The sequence below is a fragment of the Nocardioides maradonensis genome (genome assembly GCF_054777115.1).
The window spans coordinates 62,351-84,779 of record NZ_BAAHAZ010000018.1; the positions used below are offsets into that span (position 1 = coordinate 62,351).

16 protein-coding genes are annotated in these 22,429 nt (G+C 73.7%); all 16 read left to right on the plus strand.

What is annotated here, in order from left to right; all coding sequences use genetic code 11:
• The first annotated feature begins 41 nt into the window (after nucleotides 1-41).
• Genes ACYVAQ_RS19095 through ACYVAQ_RS19170 form a run of 16 tightly spaced genes read left to right on the plus strand, consistent with a single transcriptional unit; the run spans nucleotide 42 to nucleotide 22,427 of the window.
• Nucleotides 42-1,964: a phage tail sheath family protein gene (locus tag ACYVAQ_RS19095; RefSeq protein ID WP_460792065.1), complete on the plus strand. Its 1,923-nt coding sequence runs from the start codon at nucleotides 42-44 to the stop codon at nucleotides 1,962-1,964.
• Between the two features lie 34 nt (nucleotides 1,965-1,998).
• Nucleotides 1,999-2,454 (plus strand): phage tail protein, encoded by a 456-nt coding sequence (locus ACYVAQ_RS19100; protein WP_460792066.1) that lies wholly within the window; start codon nucleotides 1,999-2,001, stop codon nucleotides 2,452-2,454.
• Between the two features lie 22 nt (nucleotides 2,455-2,476).
• Nucleotides 2,477-4,678, plus strand: a complete 2,202-nt coding sequence (locus tag ACYVAQ_RS19105; RefSeq protein ID WP_460792067.1) for a phage tail sheath C-terminal domain-containing protein — start codon at nucleotides 2,477-2,479, stop codon at nucleotides 4,676-4,678.
• A 3-nt stretch (nucleotides 4,679-4,681) separates the two neighbouring features.
• On the plus strand, nucleotides 4,682-5,263 hold the full coding sequence (locus tag ACYVAQ_RS19110) for a phage tail protein (RefSeq protein WP_460792068.1): 582 nt from the start codon (nucleotides 4,682-4,684) through the stop codon (nucleotides 5,261-5,263).
• Nucleotides 5,263-6,096 carry a CIS tube protein gene (locus tag ACYVAQ_RS19115; protein WP_460792070.1) on the plus strand — a complete coding sequence of 278 codons (834 nt, stop codon included), beginning with the start codon at nucleotides 5,263-5,265 and terminating at the stop codon, nucleotides 6,094-6,096. Before ACYVAQ_RS19110 ends, ACYVAQ_RS19115 begins: the two co-directional genes overlap by 1 nt.
• Before the next feature lie 6 nt (nucleotides 6,097-6,102).
• Nucleotides 6,103-6,270 (plus strand): hypothetical protein, encoded by a 168-nt coding sequence (locus ACYVAQ_RS19120; RefSeq protein WP_460792071.1) that lies wholly within the window; start codon nucleotides 6,103-6,105, stop codon nucleotides 6,268-6,270.
• Nucleotides 6,270-7,343, plus strand: coding sequence for a phage late control D family protein (locus ACYVAQ_RS19125; protein ID WP_460792072.1), 1,074 nt, complete (start codon nucleotides 6,270-6,272; stop codon nucleotides 7,341-7,343). The genes ACYVAQ_RS19120 and ACYVAQ_RS19125 overlap by 1 nt, the downstream gene beginning before the upstream one ends.
• Nucleotides 7,340-8,029 (plus strand): phage baseplate assembly protein V, encoded by a 690-nt coding sequence (locus ACYVAQ_RS19130; RefSeq protein WP_460792073.1) that lies wholly within the window; start codon nucleotides 7,340-7,342, stop codon nucleotides 8,027-8,029. Before ACYVAQ_RS19125 ends, ACYVAQ_RS19130 begins: the two co-directional genes overlap by 4 nt.
• A 4-nt stretch (nucleotides 8,030-8,033) precedes the next feature.
• Nucleotides 8,034-9,704, plus strand: a complete 1,671-nt coding sequence (locus ACYVAQ_RS19135) for a hypothetical protein (protein ID WP_460792074.1) — start codon at nucleotides 8,034-8,036, stop codon at nucleotides 9,702-9,704.
• Complete coding sequence (locus tag ACYVAQ_RS19140) at nucleotides 9,701-10,138, plus strand: GPW/gp25 family protein (RefSeq protein ID WP_460792075.1); 438 nt, start codon at nucleotides 9,701-9,703, stop codon at nucleotides 10,136-10,138. The genes ACYVAQ_RS19135 and ACYVAQ_RS19140 overlap by 4 nt, the downstream gene beginning before the upstream one ends.
• A complete protein-coding gene (locus ACYVAQ_RS19145; RefSeq protein ID WP_460792076.1) occupies nucleotides 10,135-12,576 on the plus strand; it encodes a putative baseplate assembly protein in 2,442 nt (813 codons plus the stop codon). Before ACYVAQ_RS19140 ends, ACYVAQ_RS19145 begins: the two co-directional genes overlap by 4 nt.
• Nucleotides 12,577-12,583: 7 nt before the next feature.
• Nucleotides 12,584-15,073, plus strand: a complete 2,490-nt coding sequence (locus ACYVAQ_RS19150; RefSeq protein WP_460792077.1) for a phage tail protein — start codon at nucleotides 12,584-12,586, stop codon at nucleotides 15,071-15,073.
• A gap of 23 nt (nucleotides 15,074-15,096) precedes the next feature.
• Nucleotides 15,097-17,190 carry a hypothetical protein gene (locus tag ACYVAQ_RS19155; protein WP_460792078.1) on the plus strand — a complete coding sequence of 698 codons (2,094 nt, stop codon included), beginning with the start codon at nucleotides 15,097-15,099 and terminating at the stop codon, nucleotides 17,188-17,190.
• A complete protein-coding gene (locus ACYVAQ_RS19160; RefSeq protein WP_460792080.1) occupies nucleotides 17,187-18,998 on the plus strand; it encodes a hypothetical protein in 1,812 nt (603 codons plus the stop codon). The genes ACYVAQ_RS19155 and ACYVAQ_RS19160 overlap by 4 nt, the downstream gene beginning before the upstream one ends.
• Complete coding sequence (locus ACYVAQ_RS19165) at nucleotides 18,988-20,445, plus strand: hypothetical protein (RefSeq protein WP_460792081.1); 1,458 nt, start codon at nucleotides 18,988-18,990, stop codon at nucleotides 20,443-20,445. The genes ACYVAQ_RS19160 and ACYVAQ_RS19165 overlap by 11 nt, the downstream gene beginning before the upstream one ends.
• Nucleotides 20,442-22,427, plus strand: a complete 1,986-nt coding sequence (locus tag ACYVAQ_RS19170; RefSeq protein ID WP_460792082.1) for an ATP-binding protein — start codon at nucleotides 20,442-20,444, stop codon at nucleotides 22,425-22,427. Before ACYVAQ_RS19165 ends, ACYVAQ_RS19170 begins: the two co-directional genes overlap by 4 nt.
• Nucleotides 22,428-22,429 lie beyond the last annotated feature (2 nt).

Genomic DNA, 22,429 nt, shown 5'->3' on the forward strand with positions numbered 1-22,429 from the left:
ACCCGTCCCGCAGCCCCACCCGATGTGGAGGAGACACCGCCATGCCCCAGTACCTAGCTCCCGGCGTGTACGTCGAGGAGATCCCCGGCCCGCGCACGATCCAGTCGGTGAGCACCACGACCGCCGCGTTCGTGGGACCGACCCGGTTCGGCCCGACCAGCGGCGAGCCCGAGCTGCTGACGTCGTACGTCGATTTCGTGCGGATCTACGGCGACGCCGTGGACCTCGACCTCGCCGACAACGGACCGGTCACCAACCACATGGCGCTCGGGGTCAAGGGGTTCTTCGACGAGGGCGGGCACAGCCTCTACGTCAGCCGGGTCTTCGGCTACACCGGCGCGGGCTACAAGGCGGACCACGCCACGATCGGGCTCCCCAACGCCTCGAAGTACGCCGCCTGGGCCCGCTTCCCCGGCGCGGCCGGCCGGCTCAAGGTGACCTTCACGCTCCAGGTCGGCAACAACGTGCTGGTCACCACGGGCGCCACCCGCTCGCTCACCCGGCTGCGACCCCACGACTGCGTCTGGATCCCGAACACGACCACCGAGGGCGACCCCGGCAAGGTGTACGTCGCCGTGCACGACCCGGCCACCGACACGATCCAGCTCACCGGCCAGACCGCGAACCCGCTGGACCTGACCACGCTCGCGGCCGGCATCCCGGTCCTGCCGATCTCGGTGCTGGTCTCGGTGCAGGTGCCGACCCTCAACGGACAGGGCCTGGCCACGTTCGGGCCGCCGACCGCGGTCGGCGTCTTCGGCTTCGACCCGCGCGCGGTCGGCACCGGCATCACGACGGTGCTCACCGCCAACCCGCCGTCGCGGGCGCAGGCCCTCACCGTGCCGATCGCCCTCGAACCGGGCACCGGGCTGCCGACCGACCCGGACAAGCTCGCGGTCGCGGTGCCGACGCAGATCCTCGGCGACGCCGTGCTGCGGACCGCCACCACGGCGGCCGCCGCGGTCGAGAGCCGGCAGGTCGTGATCACCCTCGCCGGCGGCACCGACGGGAACGCCCCCGGGGAGTCGGAGTACCAGGGCGTCCCCGCGATCGGCGACTACCAGGCATCAGACACGCAGAACCCGAACGCGACCGACCGCGTCTTCAACGGCCTGCTGGCCTTCGACCCCATCGACGACATCTCCACCGTCGTCGCACCGGGCGCCGCCAGCGGGTGGGGGTTGACCAGCGCCACCCAGGTCCAGCAGGCGGCGCAGGCGGTCAACGCGACGATCGTGTCCTACTGCGAGAACCGGTCCTACCTGACCGCGGCTGTCGACACCCCCGCCGGGCTGCTCCCGACCGGCGCTCTGGACTTCCGCAACCTGATGTCCTCCTCGCACACCGCGCTCTACTACCCCTGGCTGGTGGTGGGCCACCCGATCACCGACGAACGCGTGCTGGTCCCGCCGGCGGCGTACATGACGGGGATCTGGGCGCGCAGCGACGACCGGCGCGGGGTGATCAAGGCGCCCGCGAACGAGCCCGTCCGCTCGGCGCTGGACGTCGAGATCAAGGTCAACAAGGCACAGCAGGAGCTGCTCAACCCGCAGGGCGTCAACTGCGTGCGCTTCTTCCCCGGCCCCGGCTTCACCGTGTGGGGCGCGCGGACCATCTCGGAGGACCCCGAGTGGAAGCACCTCAACATCCGGCGCTACTTCAACTACGTCGAGAAGTCGATCGACGAGGGCACCCAATGGGTGGTCTTCGAGATCAACGGGCCGACGCTGTGGGACTCCGTGCGGCACACGATCGAGGGGTTCCTGACCAGCGAGTGGCGATCGGGCGCGCTGCTCGGCAGCAAGCCCGAGCAGGGCTTCTTCGTCGAGTGCGGCCCCACCACGATGACGGCCGACGACCTCGCCGAGGGCCGGCTGATCTGCCGGGTCGGCATCGCCGCCGCCCACCCGGCCGAGTTCGTGATCTTCCGGATCAGCCAGACGACCGCCACCGCGAGCGCCTGAGCGCGCCCGGACCACGCCCGAGGAGAGAGAACCCATGGCAACCCAGCGCGACACCCCCTACGGCAGCTTCAACTTCCTGGTGAACTTCCAGACCGGCGACACGACCTCGGTGCGCGGCGGCTTCCAGGAGGTGAGCGGCATGAACATCGAGGTCGCGTCGGCCGACTACCGGGCCGGCAACTCGCCGGCCAACCACGTCGTCAAGGTCAACGGCGTCTACAAGGTCGGCGACGTCACGTTCAAGCGCGGCCTGATCGGCGCGACCGACCTCTACGAGTGGATCAAGGCGGTCCGCGAGGGCGACCGCTCCGTGCTGCGCACGGTCACCGTCAGCCTCCAGGACGAGGCCCACGCCGGACCGGTGATGACCTGGAAGCTCAGCAACGGCCGGCCGATCCGCTACACGATGCCGTCCTTCAACGCCAAGACCGGCACCGACGTCGCCATCGAGGAGCTCGTCCTCTCGGTGGAGGACCTCACCATCGAGTGACGGACCCGAGGACCCCACACCGATGCCCACGACGCTGTCGCCGCTGACCTTCCGGGGACGTCTCCCCGGAGTCGCCTGCGACCCTGCCCTGCCGCAGGTGGACCAGCCGGTCCGCCTGGACGTGGCCGGCTTCGTGGGCTTCGCGCAGAAGGGCCCGCTCGACCTCGCCGTCCCGGTCGAGGACCCCACGCAGTACGCCGCGGTGTTCGGCGGCGACCTCGCGCTCGCCCAGGACACCGACGCCGCGGGCGCTCCGATCTACGCCCAGCTCCCCACCGCGGTACGCGCCTTCTTCGACAACGGCGGCCGGCGCTGCCACGTCGTCCGGGTGGCCGGGGCGGGTGCCCGGGCGGCCCGCTGGCGGGTGGGCGGGCTGCGGCTGTGGGTCCCCGGCAGCACCACGACCCACGCGGTCGTGGTCGAGTCGGCCTGGCCGGGCTCCTGGTCGGCCGGCACGGAGGTCGAGGCGGAGCAGGTCGTGCGCCACGTCCGCTCGGTGGCGCCGTACGTCCCGGCCGCGCCGGGCGCGCCCGGGACGCTCGCGCTCGCAGCCGGGCAGACCACGGCCCTGCAGGTGGGCGACCTGCTCCGCCTCGATCCCGTGGCCGGTCCGGTCGCGCTGTTCGCGCGGATCAGCGCGCTCGACCCCGTGACCTCGACCGTGCGCACCGACGTGGACCTGCCGTTCACCCCAGCGTCCGGCGGGAACCCCGACACCCCGGCCCCGGGTGCCGTGCTGCCCGCGGGCCTGCCGCTGGCCCGGGTCCAGGTGCTGCGCTTCGACCTCGTCTCGCGCCGCCACACGTCCACCGAGTCGGTCCTGCTCGAGCGCCTCGTCGAGGTCGCGTACGGCGCCCCGGCCACCGGCGCGAGCGCCGCCACCCGCACCGCCTGGTACGACGCCCTCCAGCCGCTCGGCAACACCCAGCCCGACGCCGCCCGCTCCACGGAGCTGCGCCAGTCCGGCCCGACGATGGGGCTGCTCGCCACCGGACTGGTCGTGCCCGCACCCGAGGACGGCTTCCTGCTGCTGCAGGCCGGCGACGACGACCTGGGCGCCCTGGACCTGACCCGCTTCGTCGACCCTCGGCTCGCCCAGGACACGGTGTTCAGCCTGGCGACCCACGTCGAGCAGCTGGCGTTCCTCTCGGCCGCGCCGACCCAGCTCACCGGTATGCACGCGCTCGCCCCGGTCGACGAGGTGTCGCTCATTGCCGCCCCCGACGCGACGCTGCGCTCCTGGACGCCGCTGCCGCAGCCGACGGGCGACCCGACTCCGCCCGCCGACCCGGGCACGCCGCCGGACTGGACCCACTTCCACTGCTGCGGGGACGCCACGGCCACTCCGCCTCCTGCGCCGGTCGTGACGCCCACCCCGGTCGACGGGCTTCCGGCGCTCGACCCGGTCGCGACGTACGACGAGACGGCGCTGGTCGACGTCCAGGCGGCCCTCGTCACGATGGCCGCGGGCCGCGCCGACCAGGTCGCGCTGCTGTCGGTGCCGCGCCACTACGACACCGCCGCGGTGCTGGCGTGGCAGACCCGGATCGCCCAGGACCCCCGCGTCAGCGACACGTTCGGCGGCGTCGGGCCGCTGTCCTACGCGGGCTTCTGGCACCCGTGGGTGTCGGTGGCGACGTCGACGTCCACGACGCAGTCGCTGCTGCGCGACGTGCCACCGGACGGGGCCGTGGCCGGCATGATCGCCGCCCGCGAGCTCGCGCGCGGGGCGTGGATCGCGCCCGCCGGCGTACCGCTGCAGGGGGTGGTGCGGCTGACGGCCGACCTCGACACCGCCGAGCAGACCCGGCTCTTCGACGCGCACGCGAACCTGCTCGTGCACCGTCCGGGCGCCTTCACGGCGTTGTCCGCGCACACCCTGACCGGCAACCGCGACCAGCTCCAGGTGTCGGTACGCCGGCTGCTGATCCTGCTGCGCAAGATCTGCCTCGAGCTGGGTGCCCGCTACACCTTCGAGGTCAACGACGACCGGTTCCGCCAGCTCGTGCGGATGCGCTTCGACCGGATCCTCGCCGCCCTCGTCGACCGCGGCGCCCTGCACGGCTTCCGGGTGCTGACCGACGGGGGGATCAACACCGCCGAGGACCAGGCCGAGGGCCGGTTGGTGGTGGTGCTCCAGGTGGCGCCGACCAGCCCGATCGAGTTCATCACGGTCACGCTCGTCCGCACCGGCGCGGGCCTGCTCGAAGTGCTGGAGGGCTGAGTCGTGGCGATCTCCGACGTACCGCTCACCACCTTCCGCTTCGAGGTGGTCCTCGACCTCGACGAGCCCACCCCCGGGCTGGACAGCCCGCTGTGCGACGCGGCCTTCGCGGAGTGCGACGGCCTCGAGGTGACGATGGCGCCCAAGGTGGTGGAGTCGGGCGGCGTCAACGACCGGCAGATCCACCTGATCGGCCCGGTCACCAACGGCCAGCTCACCCTCAAGCGGGGCGTGACCGGCAACCTCCAGCTGTGGGACTGGTTCGCGCGGGGCACCGTCCCCGGGTCGGTGCTGACGGCGAGCGGCGAGATCACGCTGTGGGCCGCGGACGGGACGCCCGCGATCCAGTACTCCCTCGTCGGCTGCCTGCCGGTCCGGATGCGGGCGCCCGCCCTCAACGCCCAGAACGGCCTGGTGGCCGTCGAGGAGCTCGGGCTGGTCTACGAGCAGCTCGTCGTGGCCGCGCCGGGCAGCGGCGCGGGGATCTCGATCGGTTTCTCGGCCGGGTTCTCCGCCGGGGTGTCTGCCTCCGCCGGCGTGTCTGCCGGGCTCTCCGCGGGCGTCTCGGTCGGCGGTGGCTTCTGATGGGCACCGCGCAGCTGACCGAGTGGGATCTCGACAACGACCAGGCGGCGTCCGGCGGCGTCGACCTCGTGGTCGACTTCGACCCCAAGAGCCTGGCGTTGACCTACTCCCCCACCGGCCCCACGCAGGGCTCGTCGGCGACCGCGTCGGGCACCTACAACGAGTCGCCGGCCCAGCAGACCAGCCAGTCCACCAGCCTGTCGCTGGAGCTGCTCTTCGACACGTCCACCGACGGCACCACGGTCCAGGCCAAGACCGACCCGATCGTGTCCCTCACCCAGCCCGCGCCGCTGGGCGACCAGGCGCCCGCTCGCAAGGTGGTGCGGCTGTCGTGGGGGACGTTCCTGTTCTACGGCACGATCACCTCACTCTCGCAGACGATCGACTTCTTCTCCGAGGACGGGGTGCCGCTGCGCGCCGAGCTGCACGTGTCGCTGACCGAGGTCAAGAAGTCCGATCCGGACGCGGGCTCGGGCGGCTCCGCCGGCGCCGGCGCCGGCGCCGGGATCGGCGCGTCGGTGGGCGCCTCGGCGTCTTTCGGCGCCTCGGCCGGGATCTCGGCCGGGGTGTCCGCGGGCGTCTCGGTGGGCGCCTCCGCGGGGATCTCCGCGGGTGCGTCCGCGGGCATCTCCGCCGGGGTCTCGATCGGCGCCACGGCCGGTGTCGGTACGACGCCCCTCACCCTCACCCAGTCCGGCGACACCGTGCAGTCCCTGGCCGCCCGCACCAGCGGGTCGTGGAAGACCGTCGCCGCCGCCAACGGCATCGACAATCCGCGCCTGCTGCCGCCCGGCACCGTGATCGACGCCCGAGCCCAGATCGACGTGAGGTGAGGACCCATGCCCGTCCAGATCGACCAGGTCGAGGTCATCAGTGCCCCCGCCACCGAGCCGGCCACGCCGACGTCGGCACCCGGAGCCCCCGCACCGGCGGCCGACGTCACCGAGCAGATGCGGGCCTGGGCTCGCGCCGCCGCCTGCCGCAGCGACCGGTTGAGGGCCGACTGATGCCCACGTCGTCGTACGTCTCGACCCCCGAGGTGCGGCTCGCCGGCGACCTCGCGTCCGACCTGATGCGCGACCTGCTCGAGCTCAGCGTCGAGGAGCACATCGCCGGCCTCTGCTCTCTCGAGGCCCGGATGATCGCCTGGGGCGCGAACGGCACAAGCACCGGCTACAAGCACCTGGACCGCTCCGACATCGACTTCGGCAAGCCGATCACCGTGGGCTTCGGCACGGACGCGACCACGCCCCTGTTCCGTGGCACGATCTCCGCGCTGCAGGCCGACTACCCGCCCTCACAGGCGGCCTCGCTCGCGTTCTGCGCCGAGGACGCCCTGTGGGACCTGCGGATGAAGCGGCAGACCCGGACCTTCGACGACTCCTCCACCAGCGACATCGCCCAGCGCATCGCCTCCGACCACTCGCTCACACCGCAGGTCGACCTGGACGGCCCGAACCGGACGGTCGTGAACCAGGTCAACCTCAGCGACCTCGCGTTCCTCCGGCAGCTCGCGTACGCCGACGGCGCGGAGGTCTGGGTCGACGACACGACCCTGCACGTGCAGCGCCGGTCGGACCGCGACGCCGGCTCGGTGACGCTCACCTACGGCGGCGACCTGACCTCCTTCTCGGCCCGCGCCGATCTCGCGCACCAGGTCACCGACGTGCACGTGACCGGGTGGTCGGTGGCGGACAAGTCGGGCATCGACGAGACCGGGGACGCCGACGCCCTCGGCTCCGACCTCGCGTCCGGCGACACCAGCGGGAGCGCGACCCTGGCCGCGGCCTTCTCCGAGCGCCACGAGTACGTCGCCGTCGCGGGTCCGCTGGCGACCGACGATGCGCAGGCGCGGGCCAGGGCGGCGTACCTGGACCGGGCGCGGCGGTTCGTCACCGCCCAGGGATCGACCGCGGGCACGCCGGCGCTGCGGGTCGGCACCCGGGTCACGGTGGCCGGCGTCGGCGGGCTCTTCAACGGGGAGTACCGCGCGGTGCGGGTGCGGCACCGGTTCAACCTGGTCGCCGGCTATACGACCGACTTCGACCTGGAGCGGGCCGGCATCGGGAGCGCGTCATGACCCAGACCCACGAGCGCGTCCAGCCGGTCAATGACCCCTTCCACCAGGCCTGGTACGGCGTCTACCCGGCGACCGTGTCCGACAACCAGGACCCCGACGGGCAGGGCCGGGTCAAGGTGAAGCTGCCCTGGATCGGCGGCAGCACTTACGAGGCATGGGCGCGGCTGTCCACGCTGATGGGCGGCGGCAACCGGGGAAGCTGGTTCGTGCCGGACAAGGACGACGAGGTGCTCGTCGCGTTCGCGTACGGCGACGTCGACCATCCCTACGTCGTCGGCGCGCTGTGGAATGGGAAGGACAGCCCGCCGAAGTCGATGGACAGCGACAACAACGTCAAGGCGATCGTGTCGCGCAAGGACATCGAGATCGTCCTCGACGACACCGACGGCGCCGTCGCCCTCACCATCTCCACTCCGGGCGGCCACCAGCTGACCCTGCAGGACGCCGGAGCGACGGTGACCCTGGAGGACTCCAACGGCAACTCCGTCGAGCTCGCGCCGGACGGCATGACGATCACCGCCGCCTCGAAGCTGACCGTGAACGCCCCGACGATCGAGTTCAACAACGGCTCGGGGACGGTCAACTCGGCGATGTGGACGTTCTCCGGCGTCGTCCAGAACAACACCACGATCAGCACGGCGGTCGTCTCCTCGTCCTACACGCCGGGCGCGGGGAACGTGTGGTGACCCGATGACGACACTGACCCTCCCCGTCGCCCGCACCGGGATCGCGCCACTCGGCCGGCGCGAGGTCACCCAGTGGCTGGCCCCCGCACCGCTGTGGGACGGCCTCGACGTGGGCCCGGGCGCGGCCGGGCTGGCCGCCCCCTTCATCGCCGAGCTCACCACCGACCGGTTCGTCGACGTCTTCACGGGCACGCTCGCCGGAGCGGGCGGCGCCTCCCCCGCCGACCTCGCCACGATGGTCCCCGCCATCACCGTCGACGGCACCCCCACCGGTGCGTACCGGCTGTTCCAGCCACTCAGCCAGCGCTACTACCTGGTCACCGCCTCGCTGGTCTGCCGCCGCCCCGGCATCCCGGACCACACCGTCGACGTCCGTGCGAAGGAGTCGGTGGGCTTCGTGATGCGCCGCCTCGAGGACGGGGCGGAGCAGGCCTTCGTTCCCGGCGAGGGCGGCGGCACCTGGGTCAGCCCGGCCGGCGGCGCGCTCGCCGACGGCGAGCAGGTGCACCCGATGCACCCCGCCCCGGTCGCGCCGTACGCCGAGCCCGGCACCACCACCGCAGGCCTGGGCCTCGACGCGGCGACCGGGAGCGGTCGCACCGTGTGGTTCGGGTACGTCCCGGTCGCGCAGCGCGAGACCATGGCCAAGGCGATGGACGACCCGGCCGGCCGGATCGCCGACCTCGTCGCGAACCCGCCGCCGCTCACGACGGTCACCGACCCCCGCGTGGACTGGCTCTACCAGCGCGTGCTGCTGACCTGGGGCGGGCTGAAGGGCCACGACGACGCAGCCGGCGACACCGTCGACGTACCCGGGAACGTGCGCTACCCGTCGCTCTACACGCTGCTCGACCTCGGCGACTGGATGCAGCAGCACCTGCCCGACGTGTACGACCACGTCGTCCACGGCACCACGCTCCCGTCCGGCTCCGCCGACCAGGCCTTCGCCGACCTGCTGCACGCCACCGAGGTGCAGAAGGGCGGGAGCGACGTCCGCCTGGACCAGGCGGTCGCCGACACCGTGCCGTACGCCGCCCTGCTCACCGGCGACGACATCGCCGCGCCGGACGACTACGACCTCAGCCAGGTCGCGAACCTCGCGTCGGTGACCGGCTACACGGGCTCGTTCATGAGCGCGGCCCGGGCCGCGATCGCGGCCGGCGGCCGGCCGGTGCCGATCCCACCCGAGCTGGACGGGATGATCCGCGAGGACGCGGGAGCACCGTTCACGCCGGGCAAGGGGCCGACGTACGTGATCCGGGTGGTGTACCGCCACGACCCGTGCGTGCCCGTGCTGAGCACGGCGACGCATCCCTTCGAGCTCGCGCGGGCCCTCGACCCGGACGCGCCGGCACGCCGGATCCTGCTGCAGATGCCGGACATCACGAACATGCGGAAGTTCAACCGCGGTGTCGCCATCGAGACGCCGCCCGCCCTGCAGAAGATCCTCAACGGGCTGACACCCGACGTGCTCAAGGGCGACACCCCCGATGACACCGGCCTGGCTCTCGGGTTCATCTGCTCGTTCTCGCTGCAGATCATCTTCCTGGTCGCGTTCATCGTCATGTTCATCTTCTTGATCCTGTTGAACATCTGCTTCTTCTGGATGCCCTTCCTCAAGATCTGCCTGCCCATCCCGGTGCCCGCCCAGCAGCCGAAGGGACCGACGCCGTGACGGTCACGAACCCGGGCCCGGCCGCCGCGTCCCCGATCAGCGCCGCCGCCCTGTACGGCCAGGGCATCTCCTTCCCGCCGCGGGTCGGGCCGGACGGCGCCCTCGTCCGGTCGGCGGGCGAGCTGAACGTCCGCGAGTGCATCTGCACCATCCTGCGGACGCGTCCCGGCGAGCGGGTCGAGCTGCCGGCCTTCGGCTGCGGCCTGGACCGCTACCTCTACGAGCCCAACACGGTCGCGACGCTGCGGCTCATCGCGGCCGACGTGCAGACCGCGATCGGGCGGTGGGAGCCGCGGGTGCGGCTCGACGACGTCACCGCCGCCCTCAACCCCACCGACGTCCGCGCGGTCGACGTGACGATCAGCTACACCCTCGTCGCGACCGGCCTGCGCGAGAGCCTGCAGATGACGCTGCGAGCCCAGGAGGCCCCGTGACCATCCAGATCCCGGCTCTCGACGACCGGTCCTTCGACCAGCTGGTCCGCGAGGTCCGCGCGCGGGTCGGCGTCCACACCCCGGAGTGGACCAACCTCAACGAGTCCGACCCCGGCGTCACGATCATCGAGCTGTTCGCGTTCCTCACCGAGAACCTGCTCTACCGCAGCAACCGGATCCCCGAGGCCAACCGGCTGAAGTTCCTCTCCATGCTGGGCATCGCGCTGCAACCGCCGTCACCCGGCGTCGGGCTGGTCACGATCGGCAACACCAAGGGTCCGCTCGGGCCGCCCGCCCTCTCGGTCCCGACCGGCACCCAGCTGCGGGCCGGCCAGGTGCCGTTCGTGACGGCCAACCCGCTGGCGGTCCTGCCCGTCGAGTCCGCCGTCTACTACAAGCAGCCCCAGCGGCCCGACGCGGCGACGCTCGCGCAGTACCAGCTGCTCTACCAGACCTTCCTCACCAGCGACACCGACGTCCTGAGCTACTACCGCCCGGTGTCGCTGGACCCGCCGGCCGCCGGGCGCCCCGACCCGGTCGTCGACCTGGGCGACGCGCAGCACGGCACCATCGACCGGTCGCTGTGGATCGCCCTGCTCGGGCAGAAGGGCGCGGCCGCGTCCGACGTACGCCGGGCACTGGCGGGTCAGAGCCTCTCGATCGGTGTCTACCCGGCGGCCCAGGTGCCCGGCCAGGTGCTGCCGCCGATGACGACCGCGACCGGCACCGTCGATCCGGGGCTCGTCGTCGAGATCGCAGCCCCGCAGGCCGATCCGGCCGACCCGACGGCCGCGACCGGGCTGGGCACCGGGCCGGCGCAGTACGCCCGCCTGCCGTTGACGTACGCCGAGCCGGTGCTCGAGGCGCCCGGCCTGCTCCAGGTGACGCTGCCCGACTACGCGCGGCTGCTGCTGTGGGACTACGACCCCGAGGAGGAGGGCACCGGGGACTTCCCGCCGCGGGTCGACGACGCCGCCGTGGCCGCCCGGATCGTCACCTGGATCCGGCTGCGCTACCCGTCACCCGCCGACGCGGCGGCATCCCCGCCCGTCACCACCTCGGCACCCACCGACCCGGCGGACGAGGCGTCGCCGACCACCGACCTCTCGCTCGCCGGATGCGGCTGCGGGTGCGGCTGCGACGACGGGGACACCACCCCAGGGACCTCGGCCCCGGTCGCGACGGCCACCGGGCGGATCACCTGGGTCGGCGTGAACGCGACCCGCGCCGTGCAGGCCGTCGCGGTCCGCCAGGAGGCCCTCGGCCTGGCGCCCGGTACGCCGTTCCACACCTGCTCCTTCGCGCACGCGCCGGTCGTGACCGGCGAGCTGCCCGGGGCTCCGGACGTCAGCACCGTGCTGGTCGAGGTGCAGGCGATCGACGGCACCTGGGAGCCGTGGCACGAGATCGACGACATCTTCGCGGCCGACCGCGAGGAGCCGGCGTACGCGCTCGACCCGGCGACGGGCCGGATCACGTTCGGCAGCGGGCTGAACGGGCTGCGCCCGCCGCGGGGCGCCGCGATCCGCGCGTCCTACTGGTACGGCGGCGGCACCCAGGGCCAGGTCGCGATCGGCGGCATCGACAAGTCGGTCGCCCTGCCCAGCGGCTACCCGGTGACCAACCCGCTGCCGACGTGGGGCGGCAGCGGCGGCGAGTCGACCGCCGACGGCGAGGCCGCGATCACCCGCTGGCTGCGGCACCGCGACCGGCTCGTCGCGGCCGACGACTTCCGCGACCTCACCCGGCGCACCCCCGGGATCGACCTGGGCCGGGTCGAGGTCCTGCCCCTGTTCGACCCCGACGCGGTCGGTCCGCAGCAGGACTGGCCGGGCATGGTCACCGTGATGGTGATCCCCCGCTCGGACCCGGTGCACCCGCGGACGCCGACGCCGGACCGCCAGTTCCTCAACGCCGTCTGCGACTGGCTCGCGCCACGACGGCTCGTCACCACCGAGCTGCACGTCCGCGGTCCGATCTACCGCCAGCTGTTCGTCTCCATCGCGATCGTGACGCTGCCCGGCCAGGTCCCCTCGATCGTGGAGCAGGCCGTCACCGACGCGGTCGAGACGTTCCTGTCGCCGTTGCACGGCGGGCTGCCCACCTCCGCGCAGGCCGACGGCCTGCTCGGCGTACCCGATCCGGCCACGGGCACCGGCTGGCCGCTCGGCGTGGACGTGCGCAGCCAGGACATCGAGGCGGTCGCGACGCGCGTCCCCGGCGTGCGGTACGTCGACTCCGTGCTCCTCGCCACGATCGACGAGTCCGGCACCGTGCGGTCACCCGTCGACAGCCTGAGCATCACCGGCCTGGAGCTGCCTGCGGCGACCGCCTTCTGCGGCCCGCCCCCGGCCGTCGACCCGGCGAGCCTGATCGCGGGCAGCCAGGGCGTCGCCACCACGACCGTCCCCGTCCCCGTCGTCCCGGACACCTGCTGAGGCCGCCATGGACGTCCAGGGATCGAGGTACCACCTCCTCGCCGACGTCGGCGACTGGGGACGCTGCACCGACACCACCCCCGGCCCGAGCGCCGGCCGCACCCTCGCCGACCTGTGGGCCGACCTGGCCGCGCACGGCTCGAGCGCGACCAGCACCCCGTGGGAGCACGACGCCGACCGCCGCGTCCTGCGACTCACCCGGGAGACGCCGCTGTTCCGCCGGGCCGGCCGCAACGACCCCCTCGACCCCGCAGCGCGTCGCGGCGCCGGACGCGACGGCTACGGCAGCTGGTTCTGGATCTCGGCCGACCGGCGCGGCATCTGCTGGCTGCCGGTCGGGCAGCGCCGCTCGGCGCCCTGGTGGTCGGTGGACGCCCTGCAGGAGTCCTGCACCTGCGGCACCACCGGCCCCGGGGCGTTCGGCAGCGCCTGCACCTGCCCGCCGTCGGACCTGGTGCTGCAGGGGCTGTGCGTCACGACCCACCACTACCTGCTGGCCGGCTACCTCTCGCCCGCCGAGAGCGGGCTGCTGGTGTTCGACTTGCAGGCCGGTGGGGCACCGCTGCGGATGCCGTGGCCCAGCGACCTGCCGTTCACCCCGTGGGACCTGGCCGACACCGCCGACGGCGGCGCCCTCGTCCTCGACCGCGACCACGGCACCTGGTGGCGGCTCGACGAGCACCTGCGGCTGCGCGGGACCCAGCCGGCCACGGCGATCGGCTTCGGCCCGGTGGGCGGTGGCGACCCGGTGCAGGTCACGGCACCCGCCCGGCCCACGGCGTACGTCCTGGTCGACGCCGACGGCGCACCGGTCCACCCGGTCAGCATCGAGCCCGGGCCTGGCGGCAGCACCCTCGTGCTGGACGCCGACCCGGCGAAGGGCTGGTCCACGCTCTCCTGCTACGACGGTGCCGTGCTGCGCTGGCAGCGGCCGCTGCGCGACGTCGTGGAGGTCGTCGACCCGGCCGACCCCGCCGGCGTGCCGTTCCGCTGCTCGCTGCTCGCCCACGACATGGCGTACGCCGAGGAGGGCGGCCTGCTCGACCCGCCCTGCCTGTACCTCGCCGACGCCGAGGGCAACCAGGTGGTGGGCTTCAGCCTCGACCCGGCCACCGGGGAGGTGCGGGCGCGCGACGACTACCTGCCGCTGCGCGAGTGGGCCACCCGCGCGCTGGTCCGTGCGGGGGGCCAGGTGTTCTACGACTTCGACGTCGCCGCCACGGGTGCTGTTCCGAGCAGCACGCGCTGGATCCCGCTCGCCGTCTTCGGCGAGTGCCGCTTCGCCACCACCGCGACCCTCACCACGGCCACCGACTTCGGCGCCGGCCTGGGCCTGGTCGGCGACACCCTCGACGCCGTCGTCCCGGGCACGGTGTGGCACCGGGTCCTGCTCGACGCGCACGTCCCCACCGGCACCTCGATCGCGATCCGGGCGCGGGCCGGCGACGACCCCGCGCTGCTCACCCTCGAGGAGTGGGTCGACCAGCCCACGCCGTACCTGCGCGGCGACGGACCCGAGCTGCCGTGGGCCGACCCGTGGGCCGACCGGCGCGGCGACGTCCGCGACCCGCAGCCGCTGCCCGACGGGATGGGGACCCACGAGCTGCTGCTGCAGCGCGTGACCGGCCGCTACCTGCAGCTCGAGCTCACCCTGGTCGGCAACGGCCGAGCCACGCCGCTGGTGCGGGCGCTGCGTGCGTGGTTCCCGCGGTTCTCCTACCCCGAGCACTACCTGCCGGCGGTGTACGTCGAGAGCGACGGACCCGACCGCTTCCTGGAGCGCTTCCTCGCGAATTTCGAGGGCATGTACACCGCGCTCGAGGAGAGGATCGAGCACACCCACCTGCTGCTCGACGCCCGGACCGCCCTCGCCGGCGACCTGCCCTGGCTGGCGGCCTGGTTCGGCCTGGCCCTGGACCCGCTGTGGGACGAGGATCGGCGGCGCTTCCTGATCCGCCACGTCGACCGCTTCTACCGGATCCGCGGCACGGTCCGGGGACTGGTCGCGACGCTGAAGGTCTACCTCGACCCGACCGTCGACGACGGGGTGTTCTGCGGCGGCGGGGCCGGCGGCGTGCGCATCGTCGAGCGCTTCCTCACCCGCGACACCGGTGGGGCGGCGTACGGCGCCCCACCGACCCAGCCCGACCCCGACCCGATGACCCGGGTGCGGCGCAGCGCGCACCGCTTCGACGTGCTCGTCCCGACCGACCTCTCCGACGACGACACCGCGATGGTGCAGCGGATCGTCGACATCGCGAAGCCCGCGCACACGGCGTTCGCGCTGCGCCGCTACCACGAGCTGTTCGTGGTCGGCCAGGCACGGCTCGGCCTCGATACCGAGCTCGGCACCGCACCGGTCTTCGTCCCCACGGTGCCGGGAGACCGCGACGCGGCGGTGCTCGCGGCGACGTACCTCGGCTTTCCCCGCCCCTTCGACCTCACCGACCGCGTGGTCTCCGACCGCGAGCACGTCGGCGCCCTTCCCGCTCTCTAGACCGCACACCGAGGAGCCCCGCGATGACCGCCACGACCACCCAGCTCGAGCCCTGCGTCTCGCTCACCGCGGGCACGCTCTCCCCCGACGAGCGCGTCAACTACGCCTACGGGATGGTCCTGGGGCTCGACGAGTTCCTCCAGGAGCAGCTGCACAACCTGTCGAAGGACTACTTCCACGAGCGGGTCCTGCACGGCTTCGGCACCACCTCCGGGCTGCACGTCGCGGTCTCCCCGGTCGACGGCGCGCCCGACTTCCAGGTGTCGGTGAGCATCGGCACCGCTGTCGACCAGTGGGGCCGCGAGATCGCGATCACCTGCACCCAGTGCGCCCGGATCGGTGCCTGGCTCGGCGCACAGGAGCTCGCGGGCCAGCAGGTCCCCGCTGCGAACGTCGACGCGGCGGGCGTCATCACGGTCTACGTCACGGCGGCGTACGCGGAGTGCCTCGACGACATGGTGCCGCTCCCCGGTCAGCCGTGCTCGTGCAGCGACCAGACGATGGTGGCCTCGCGGATCCGGGACGCCTGGGACGTCGAGCTGTCCTTCACCCGGCCGGCGATGCCGCGCTGGGACACCGACCGGCGGCTGGCGCGGCTGCTCGACACGGTCGCGGTCGTCCCCGGCCTGCCCGCGGCCTCGTCCGACGAGGCCGCGATCGCCGATGCCGTGCGGGCACTGGCCGGCGTCGCGCCCCAGGGACCCGACGGGGCGGCGGGGCTGGACCCGGCCCCGGGGACGTCGTACCAGCTGCCGGCGGAGGGTGCCGCCGCCGCACTCGACCGGATCCTCACGATCTGGGTCACCGAGGTGCGGCCGGGCATCGCGGCGTCGGCCGACGCGACCGCGGGCCCGGCGCCCGACCTGGTCACCCCGACCACCGACGCGCGGATCCTGCTCAGCACCATCCGGTTCACGCCCGCCTCCCCGTTCGACCCGGCGGCACCGGCGATCACCGCGTGCCAGGACCCCGACGACGAGGGACGGCCCTACCTGCTGCACACCGAGCTGATCCAGGAGCTCCGCTCGCGCACCGGCGGTGGTGCCGGCGTACCCCCGGCTCCGGCGAAGCCGGCCGTCGAGCTCGCGACCATGACCGGGGCTGCCCCGGCCGAGGGTCCCACCGTGCTCGACCTCTGGTTCCACCTCGACGACGGGGTCCGGCTGCCCGAACGGATCGCGGTCACCGACGAGGACGGCGTCGACGTCGACTTCGCGACCCAGGCCGTCGCCCCCGACGCCTCCGGCTTCAGCCAGGTCTGGCGGCTCACCGCCCCCGACGTCGGGGTCATGACACGCGACGGCCTGCAGGTCAGCGCGCTGCTCCCGGCCGCCACGGTCCTGGTCGGCGACGCCGGTACGACGCTCGCCGGCGTCGTCGCCACCTTGCCGCCACTCCTCGACACGACCGCCTCCGGCGACGTCCTGGTGTACGCCGAGGTGCGGGCGGCCGTGCCGCCCGCGGCATCCCCGCAGCGGCCACCCTCCGAGCTCGTCACGATCTCGTATGAGGGTCGCGAGGACAACACGCTGATCTTCGAGGCGTGGTTCCACCCCGAACCGTTCGGTCCGATCTCCGATGTGGGCATCGAGGAGCTGCCGGTCGCGAAGATCTTCAACGACCTCACGGGCACCGAGTGCAAGGTGGCCTGGCGGCCTCGCCCCGGTGCCGCGCCGAACGTCTTCCTGCTCCAGGTGGTCCCGGCCGACCTGAACATCGACCTCGGCTCGGCTTGGCTGCGCCACGTCTACCTGACAGACGAGATGACGGTCGGGACGCCGGACGGCACGATGAGGTTCTCCGACTGGATCCGCAAGGCCGGCATCAGCTACGTCGGCTCGGACGCGACCGGCCCGGAGGTCGTCGTGTTCAGCCGCGCTCAGGTGATGACGGCGAGCCTGACCCACGATGTCACGCCGGTCCCGGCCGGACCGCAACCCGTGCACCCGCTCTTCGACCCCAGCCTGCTCCCGACCGGCCCGGCGCGGAAGGCCGTGGCCCGGAAGGCCACGGCCACGAAGTCGGCCCCCGCCAAGAAGGCCCCCGCCAAGAAGGCGCCCGCCAAGGCCCCCGCCAAGAAGGCACCCGCCAAGCGCACCGGTAGGGCACCCCGATGACCAGCCAGGTCGTGGGCTCCGACTTCACCGACGGCGCCCTGCTGCCCAACTACGTCAACGGGCGTCTGCTCGTCGCCGAGGACCTGGCGACCGGACAGACCAGCCTGCGCACCCGCGACGCCCGGATCGGCGAGGCCGCCGGGGCGGGCGTCGTCCGGGGGCTGTGGGTCACGGCGGCCGGGTCCACGCTGACCGTCGCCGGCGGGCTCGGGATCGCGCGCGCCGGCGAGCCGGTCGTGGTGGCGCGACCGACGACGCTGCAGCTCACCTTCACCACGAGCGGGTCCACCCCGGACCGGTCGAGCTTCTCGTGCTGCGGCTCCGGCACCCCCGACGGCACCGGCTCGTCGCTGACCCAGGGCATCCTGCTGCTCACCGCGCGGGCGGCCTGCAAGCTGGACGGCACCGCACCGATGGCGCCGAGCCCGGGAAGCGAGGTATCCCCGTGCTGCGCCGCCCAGTGGCTGGTGGCCGGCGTCGAGTTCCGGGCGATCGCGCTCCCGGTCGGCACCACCGTCGACGGCGTCACCGTCACCGCGGGCAACCGGCGCAACATGGTGGCGCACTGGGTCTACGGCACCGAGCGGCTGACCGCCATCGGCGCGGATCCCTTCTCGTTCAACCTCGGCTACACCGGCCTCGACCTGCTCGACCCGGCCGACCTGACGTCGTACGACGTCCCGCTGGCCGTGTTCCGCTGGGACGGCACGACCGTGGCCGACCTCGACAACTGGTCCGCGCGGCGCCGGGTCACCGAGTCGGACCCGGTGACGGCGTCGTGGAGCGTCACGACGGCCGACCACCGGGTGAGCGACGGCGAGGCGCGCTTCCTGCAGTTCCAGGAGCAGGCCGAGGGGCTCGTCGCGCGCGGCACCGCTCGCCGGACCAGCGCGGGCGACGTCTTCGGGCTGCTGCCTCCGGTCGGCTTCCTGCCGGTCGACAACGCCCATCTCGTCGCGATGGCGGACGCCTCGGTGACGCGCTACCGGATGCTCACCCAGCAGGAGGCCGCGCCGGTCACCACGGAGGACGTGGCGAAAGCCGAGGCGGCGCGGTGGGCGGCGCGGCTGCCCGAGGAGATCACGCTCACCGAGAAGGCGGCCAACCCGTTGCTGCTGACCCACCTGGCCACCGGCACCCCGCAGGACCTGACCTTCGCCGGCACGCCGGAGCGGCTCAAGGCAGGGCTGTCCTACTACCAGGACCTGTTCCAGCTCGGCTCCAACTCGGTCGGCTACGGCTTCGACCCCCGGATCTTCTTCGGCCCGCTGGCCAGCTTCGGCGGGGTCCTCGACTGGCAGCTCGCCGAGTGGGCGCTGCACCAGTCGTGGCGGGCCTTCCCGGTCCCGGTCCCACCGCCGACCATCGACTGGCGGCACCGGGAGGTCCTCACCACGACGGACGTCGCCGCCGGCCACCTCGAGCCGACGTACCTCGCACGGCTGCGGACGGTGTCCGACGCGCTGCACGTGGCCGCCGAGCACCCGGACCTCGTCGAGGCGACCCCAGCGGAGGCCTCGTCACCCGTTACGCAACCCCAGATGACCAGGGCGCAACCGCCGATCACCTACTACTACGTGATCGACAACCTCGAGGCCGCCCGGTCCTCGCTGCAGGCCCTGCGCGTCCAGGAACGCAGCTTCGTCAAGCAGGCCCTGCGGTCCTTCACGTCCTCGAACCTGTACGTCGTCTTCATCGCCAACCGCCGCTGGGTGCAGGACACCTGGCCACCGTTCATGGACCACCGGGTCGCCGGCCCGCAGGTGGCCGGTGACCCGATCCTGGGCGGCCTGCCCGATGAGACCTGACCTGCACATCGGTTCCCTCACCGTCGCCGGCCTCCGGCCTGCGCGGGACCCGCGCGCCCTCGTGGCGCGGCTCGGCCTCGAACCGCGCTCCGAGGAGCGTCGGGTGCTGCTCGTCCGGCGGCTGCGGGTCTCCGCCGATGCCCCACAGGACGGGCGCCGGCGGCTCGCGGCCCTGTGGTCGACGGCGGCCCAGCCCGCCCGTGGACCCGTCGACGACAACACCCCCGCGGTGTTGTTCCGCGACGAGGCCGAGGCCCTCGCCTGCCTGAGCGCCGACGTGCTCACGGGCGCTGCGTCGGGCCGGTGGTGGTGGCGCCGGCGGTTGCCCCGGCACACCGTCACGGTCTCCGACACCCTCGCGGCGCTGTGGGCGGCCGAGCCGCGCTGGGCCCCGGCCGCGATCGCGCACCTGCACCGACTGGCGCCCGAGCGCTGCGCCGCCGCGCTGGCCGGCGTGACCGAGCCCGCCGCCCGCGACCTGCTCCGCGCGGTCGTCGCCGAGCACCTGCCGGACCTGCCGGTCCCCTCGTCGGCTCTCCGCCCGCCACCGCACCCCCCGAGCACGGCACTGCCGACGTCCCCTGCCTCCTCGACCGCCACGAAGGCTGACCCGCCGGCCGAACCGCGCCCGCCCACCACGGCCGAGGTCCTCCTCGAGGTCGCGCTCACCATCGACGAACGCCCGGCCGAGACCCGCACCGCGCGGTTCGCGGCCTGGCTGGCCGCGCCGCACACGCCGCGGGCTCCGGCCGGACCGCTGCTCGACGTCGCCGACAGTCCGGTGCCGACGTCCGGCCCGTCCGGGCCCACCGGGCCCACCGGCCCCGCGACGGGTCGCCCGGCGGAGGCCGAGGACCCGCGCCGCGTCGTACCCCTGCACCGCGCACCGGCAGCGAGCAGCCCGGAAGCCGGCGAGCCCGGCCACTCGTGGCGGCACCGTCCGTGGGACGCCAGCGCGCCGGCCGTGCCCACCGGCCTCGCGTCCCTGCTGTACGCCGTGAACCTGGTCGAGCTCTTCGACCTCGGCCGGTTCGCTGCCGGTTCGACGCCGTGGGCCGTCGTGGAGAGCCTGGGTCGGTGGCTGCTGCGCGACCTGCCCGCCGGCGTACGCCGTCCGCTGCTGGCCGATCCCCTCTTCCCGTTGCTCGCCGAGCTGGACACGCGGCCGCCGGACGTGGCGAACCCGGTCCGTCTCGGCGCGGCCGTGCGCCCGGTCCGGCGGTTCCTCGCGCAGCACGGCCTGGACGCCGGCACCTTCACCCGCCCGGGCTCGGTACTGGTCTCGCGCACCCATGTCGACGTGGTGCTCGGGCTGGGCGAGATCGACATCGACGCCCGGCTCGCCGGGCTCGACCGCGACCCCGGCTGGCTACCCGCGCTGGGCCGGATCGTGCTCTTCCACTTCGACGGCGGCTCGACGGACGTGCGCGGAGGGGGCGCGCCATGACCACGTCGTACGCCGACGCCGTCCGCGCCCTCGTCATCACCCGGATCGCCGACCACGTCCTGCCGGCCACGGCCGGGGCCGACACCTGGCTCGAGCAGCTCCGCCAGGACCTGGTGGCCGACGCACCCGTGCCGCCCGAGGGCGCGAGCGGGTGGTGGGCCGGCCGGGTGCGTGACTTCGCGGGCGACCGCGGTCCGCTCGGCCACCTCGACCAGACCGAGGCGCTCCTGGTGACGGCGGCCGGCCTGGTCGAGGACGACATCCGCTTCGGCCCGCTGTTCGCGGCGCTGCAGGACCCGCTGCGCACCCGGCGGCCGTGCATCGGGACGCTCGGGTGGCTGCTCGCCGCGCCGGGCGACGGACCGACGCCGCTCGTCCGCTGCTGCGAGCGGCTGGTGCGCCGCGGCCTGCTCGCCGTCGAGAACCCGATCGACCCGCGGGCGGAGTGGATCGTCCGCGTCCCGGCCGCGATCTGGGACGTCGTGACGGGTGCGGACGGCCCGGCATCGCTGCCCGCGCACGTCCGACTGCGCCGGCGCGAGGACGCACCGAGCCTCGTCGACCTCGCGCTGTCCCCGGGTGCGGCGGACCTGGCAGCGCGCCTGCCCGGCCTGGTCGCCGACCGGTCGGTGGGCGCGATCGTCGTCCGCGGGATGGAGCGCAGCGGCCGGACCACCCTGCTGCACGCCCTCGCGGCGGCCGACGGCCGTGACCTGCTCGTGTACGACGCACGCGACCGTGATCCCGCGATCGACCCGGCCTGGAAGGTGTTCGCGGCGCTCGCCACGATCGCCCCGGTGCTGCCCGCGGTCGTGTGCGACCCCGGTCCGGGCGCCACCGCGACGCTCCCCGACCTGCCCGACCCCGACCTCGTGGTCGGGGTGGTGATCGGCCGCACGGGCAGCGTCGCGGGCAGCCTCGTGGACCGCGCGGTGACCTGCCGCCTGGACCCGTGCCGCGCGCCCGACCGCGAGCGGCTCTGGCGCCAGGGCGGTCTGGACGACGACGACGACCTGGCGGCGATCGTCGGGCGGTTCCTGCTCACCCCCGGCAACGTCATCCGCGCCGCGCCCCTCACGCGGATCGCGGCCCGCGCCGCCGGCCGCGACCGGGTCGGTGTCGGCGACGTACGCACGGCGACACGGGCGCTGCGCCGCCAGGAGCTCGAGACGCTGGCCACCGCGCTCGACCCGCTGCCGGTCGACGCGCGCCCGGTGCTGACCGCGGCGGCCGAGGAGGAGCTCGCCACACTCGTGCGTCGCTGCCGCCACCGCGAGCGCCTGGCCGAGCGCACCGGCAGCTCCCACCCCGGCCTGAACCGCGGCGTGCGCGCGCTGATCAGCGGTCCCAGCGGGACCGGCAAGACGCTGGCCGCGCGCTACCTGGCCGCGGTGCTCGAGCTCGACCTGTTCCGGGTCGACCTCGCGGCCGTGGTCAACAAGTACGTCGGCGAGACCGAGCGCAACCTGGACCGGGTCCTGTCCCGGGCCGAGGAGCTGGACGTCGTGCTGCTGCTCGACGAGGGCGACGCGCTGATGACCAAGCGCACCGAGGTCGCCAACGCCAACGACCGCTACGCCAACCTCGAGACGAACTTCCTGCTGCAGCGCCTGGAGACCTTCGACGGGATCGTCGTGGTCACCAGCAACGCCAGCGCCCGCATCGACACCGCCTTCCTGCGCCGCATCGACGTGACCGTCGAGTTCGTCCCGCCCGAGGCACCCGAGCGGCGGCTGATCTGGGAGGCCCATCTCGGCGCCCACGACGTCCCGACGATGGTCCTCGACGAGGTCGCCCGCCGCTGCGTGCTGACCGGTGGCCAGATCCGCAACGCCGGCCTGCACGCGGCGCTGCTGGCCCTCGAGGACGGCGCGCCGGTCGGCGAGGACCACGTCCTGGCAGCGGTACGCCGGGAGTACCGCCGTGCCGGCGCCACCTGCCCCCTGCCCGAGCGCCCGCGGGTGGAGGTCGCGGGCTGGTAGTG